Source organism: bacterium (genome assembly GCA_018814885.1).
Lineage (GTDB): Bacteria > Krumholzibacteriota > Krumholzibacteriia > LZORAL124-64-63 > LZORAL124-64-63 > JAHIYU01.
Genome location: JAHIYU010000166.1, coordinates 1 through 3,921, shown reverse-complemented (window position 1 = coordinate 3,921; position 3,921 = coordinate 1). Strand labels below are relative to the sequence as shown.

The following is a 3,921-nucleotide window of genomic DNA, read 5'->3' as shown; positions in this document are numbered from 1 at the left end:
GCGACTGGCACGGCAGTCCGCAGTACTCGGCCCGGACCACGCCCTCGGCGATACCGTCAGCCAGAAGAGCCGAGGCATGCACGTGGGCCTGCACCGAGGCGTTGAGGCTCTCGATCAAGGCCGCCTGGTCGTCGTCGAGCACGGGCTTGCCTTTGGCCTCCGCCCACTCCTGGAATGCCTTGGTGCGACTGCCGAACGGCAGGCCGGTCTTCGGGTTGATCGGCCCGCCGAACGCATAGGCCTGCTCATAGGCCTCGCGGCCCTCGAGGATCAGGACATGGGCTGCGCGGCCGAGAACGTACGCCGGGCGATCCTGATCTTGAACCAACCCGAGTTCCTTCTTGTGGAAGAGCAGCGGGTTGCGCCTGAACTCGGCCAGCATGTGGCTCGAGAGGTACTCGCCGGCCTTGCCGTGGTAGACGTCGGCCGGTTCGCGGATCAGGTCCTGGACGTTCCACGTGCGTCGTTTGAAAACTCCGGGCAGATTCATGCGCTCAGGTCCTCCGTTTCCGGCTTGGGCATGGGTTCGGCGCGACCGACCGTGAAGGACTCCTCGCCGAACTCGCGGATGGCGAAGCCCGTGAAGATGCGGCTGATGTCCTGGCCGACGACGGTGTCGGCGTCGATCACGCAGGCGTGCTTGTCGTTGTCGAAGCAGTACTTCGCGTCGAGCCGCACCCTCGAGGTGCCGTGCAGACCCTCGACCGCGAGCACGGCCAGAAGCAGCGTGCTCTCGATCTCATCCGCGGGCACCGAGGCCTCGAACTCGTAGCGGTGGACTTCTCGATTCATCGTGTTTCCTCTCCTGAGGTCCTGGGCCATTGGCCTTCTGTGGGTTACTTACCCGGTCCCTTGCCGAGGTGTCGGGCCTCGCCCAGGTATTCCCGCAGCCCGTTGTCCTCGAAGATCTTCCGCAGGCGGGCGATGCCCTTCTCGTAGAGCGTGCTGCGCGGCACACCCAACTCGCGCGCGATTTCGGCGACGGTTCGGGTCTGCAGAAGGCGGGCGAGTTGCCGCAGATCGTCGGGGAGCTCATCGAGCACCAAGGTGAGGTCGAGCCTCAGATCGACGCGCTCAGCCTCGGGACGGTCGTGGCGCGCGACTTCTTCGTCGAAGGCATCCTGGCTGAGGATCTCGTCAAGCCCGCGCGCCTGGCCGTCCTGGTCCTCGACCTGGGCGTCGAGCGAACAGACCGGCCGTCGGTAGTCGCGTTTCTCTTGGCGCTGGTGACGGATCAGGGTGGAGATCTTGCGGTCGACGATGCGGGCCACGAACGTGCTCAGGCCCGCCTTGCTGGGGTCGTACTTGCCGAGGCGGCGCAGCAGATCCAGCATCATCTCCTGCTGCAAGTCGTCGTAGTCGTCGCGGGTGAATCCATACTTGCCGATCAGCTGCCTGGCTTTGTGCCGAATGACTTCACGGGCGTATCCGTCGAGGATGCGCTGCTTTGCGTTCTCCATCGGAACCTCTCCTGAGGCCGCGGAGAGGCGCGAAGGTGTCGCACGAGGCAGCGCATAGACCGGCGCGGTGGAAGCGCACGTGGTTCGCCGTTACGGCGACACCCACATGCACCTCCACCTCGTGGCCGGTTAAATGTCTGGTGACGATCAGTCAGGGATGGGAGCGGGGCGGCCAGCCCCGCGTCTTAGGCGGCGGCCTCCTCCACCTGCATCCGGAAGGGCAGGCCGTGCTTGATCTCCAGGCGGCGCACGGTCGCGTTGCCCAGGGAGGTGAAGGTGTCCATGAGTTCCTGGACGCTCGACTTCAGGGCGAAGTCGGTCAGCCCAGTCTCGCTGCGGCGACCATTGCCAGCGCCGAACTTCACGTCCCGGATGAGCCGGGGCCGCGGCTTGAGCACCGGAAGGCCATCGCGGATGACGAGCCCTTCGATGTTGCCGAAGTCGAGATGCTGCATCAGCTCGACGAGCTCGACTTGGGCAGGCAAGAGGGTGGATTTCCTGGGAGGTTTCATCACGGATCCTTCCTGTGCTTGGGGACCGGGGATAAGTTGTGCGTAACCTGTGGACTAAACACTAAACACTGTGGATTAAAAAAAACCGGGGACATCACGAGAACAACCCCGGCTCCGGCACCTTGGTCCTGATCAGTCCCAGCTCGATCAGGCGGATCTGCATCGCCTGCGCCGAGACCTCGAACACCGGCGCCATCTGCCGCGCCACGTCTACCGTGGGCCTATCGTCATCAGCGAGACCCCAGCGGGCCTTCAGGTCCTCGATCTCATCGATGGCGATGTACGGCTCCCGGTTGCCGTGCATGGTCTCCCACTGAGCGAAGACCATCTCCTTCGGCATCAGCAGGTAGCCTGCGAAACGGTCGGCTTGCCATTCGAGCGGACTCGTGTCGTTGGACCTGCAGACCACCGGACGGTCCTCGCCCGCGAACATGGCTGCCTGCCCCTCGGCGGACAGATACCTGTGGCGGTGCAACTCCCAATGGCCGACCTCATGGGCGACCGTGAACCGGTACCGGCCCAACTGGGACGGGAACACGGTCGGGTCGAGAGATTGGTCGATCTTCACCTCCCGAGACCGGAACCAGGTTCCACCCAGCACATCGGGTGTTCCCATCAATCTCGGAAGGTCGTCGAAGTCATAGGCGAGGCCGAGGTGGGCCTCGAGAATCTCCTCGACCGGAACCGGCGGCCCGACCGTCAGGCCGTATTTCCTGCTGTAGTCGCCCAGCAGAGCCAGGGTGCCGGCTTCGATGGTTTCCCTGTGGATGAAGTCAGTCTTCCGCGCCATTCGTACCTCCTGTACGTCCTGGATTCAGGACTTCCGTTTCATGCTCTTCGTGATGCGCTCGAGGTCATCGGTGGTCAAGCCGCGATCACGCGCCGTCCGTAGAAGGTCGGCCATCGCCTTGGGCGCGGTCTTGATGATCTCCTCGAGTTCCGGATCGGTCTTGTTGGCCAGCGCCAGCAACTCGTCGGCGTCGACATCGAGTAGTTCCGCCATCTTGATGATGTTCTCCGCGCTGGGCGGATCGAACTCCCCTGTCTCGACCTTGCTCAGGAACGTGGCGCTGATTCCGACTTTCACGGCGAACTGCCTGAGCGAGAAAGAGGGGTCGACCGCCTTCTTCGCCTCGCGGAGATCACGGACCCGCTTTCCGAATCTTGGGTTTCCTGCCATAGTTTCACCTCCTTCCGGTTGCCGAACGACCTGGGAGGACTGCTCGGTCTGTCGGATATCGCCGCCCGTTCATGTTTACTAAATACTACACACCAATTCATCCGTCAAGTGTATCGGAGCATTTTTTATCGAGGCGTTGTAGGGCAACAAGATAGGACACAAACCGAGTGCTGGGGATCAGTCCGGGAGCCCGGCTTTCAGGTCGCGCCACATCACCCGTTGCTTCCGCCAGTCGGGCACGGTCGCGATGGGACGGACCGCCTTCTCCCTGATAGGGTCGCGGCCGCCGTCGGAGCGGGGCAAGTACAGGATCTCTTCCTGGATATCCGGGGCCAACAGCAGCAGGCTCATGATCTGCGTCATCCGGGCTCGGGTCACAAGCGCGAGGCGGGCCAGTTCGGCGTAATCGGCCACTTCTCCCAGCCGGCACAGGTCATCCATGTGGAGCGCGAGGGCAAGCAACCGCGAAACCCGTGGCACGCTGCCCAGAGTCGGCTGGACTTCCTCGGCTCCGACACGGAGTTCCTTCCGCCCGCGCTTCATGCTCCGGAAGTGGACTTCCTTGGTGATCTTCAGTGGCCGGGTCATGCGCTCTCCTCCGCGAACTCGCGTGACAGCGTCTCGATGCCCGCCGGGTGGAAGGTCACCGAGACCGTGCCCTTGTCGCCATCGTAGTCCACACGTTGGATCAACAGGCGTAGCACCCGTGCCTGCTCTCGGAGCGTCAGCGTCTCCCAGACGGGATCGAAGGCGGCCAGCGCCCGGGCGG

At 63.6% G+C, this 3,921-nt stretch carries 8 protein-coding genes; all 8 read right to left on the bottom strand.

What is annotated here, in order from left to right; genetic code table 11:
- A partial coding sequence (locus KJ554_12615) for a hypothetical protein (GenBank protein ID MBU0743176.1) occupies nt 1–490 on the bottom strand: 490 nt, incomplete at its 3' end.
- Complete coding sequence (locus tag KJ554_12610) at nt 487–792, bottom strand: hypothetical protein (GenBank protein ID MBU0743175.1); 306 nt, start codon at nt 790–792, stop codon at nt 487–489. The genes KJ554_12615 and KJ554_12610, both read right to left, overlap by 4 nt.
- Before the next feature lie 44 nt (nt 793–836).
- Nucleotides 837–1,460 (bottom strand): sigma-70 family RNA polymerase sigma factor, encoded by a 624-nt coding sequence (locus KJ554_12605; protein MBU0743174.1) that lies wholly within the window; start codon nt 1,458–1,460, stop codon nt 837–839.
- A 185-nt stretch (nt 1,461–1,645) separates the two neighbouring features.
- Nucleotides 1,646–1,972, bottom strand: coding sequence for a hypothetical protein (locus tag KJ554_12600; GenBank protein ID MBU0743173.1), 327 nt, complete (start codon nt 1,970–1,972; stop codon nt 1,646–1,648).
- 94 nt (nt 1,973–2,066) lie between these two features.
- A complete protein-coding gene (locus KJ554_12595) occupies nt 2,067–2,762 on the bottom strand; it encodes an ImmA/IrrE family metallo-endopeptidase (protein MBU0743172.1) in 696 nt (231 codons plus the stop codon).
- A gap of 24 nt (nt 2,763–2,786) precedes the next feature.
- Nucleotides 2,787–3,152: a helix-turn-helix domain-containing protein gene (locus KJ554_12590; GenBank protein ID MBU0743171.1), complete on the bottom strand. Its 366-nt coding sequence runs from the start codon at nt 3,150–3,152 to the stop codon at nt 2,787–2,789.
- A 177-nt stretch (nt 3,153–3,329) separates the two neighbouring features.
- Complete coding sequence (locus KJ554_12585; GenBank protein ID MBU0743170.1) at nt 3,330–3,740, bottom strand: hypothetical protein; 411 nt, start codon at nt 3,738–3,740, stop codon at nt 3,330–3,332.
- A partial coding sequence (locus tag KJ554_12580) for a recombinase family protein (GenBank protein ID MBU0743169.1) occupies nt 3,737–3,921 on the bottom strand: 185 nt, incomplete at its 5' end. The genes KJ554_12585 and KJ554_12580, both read right to left, overlap by 4 nt.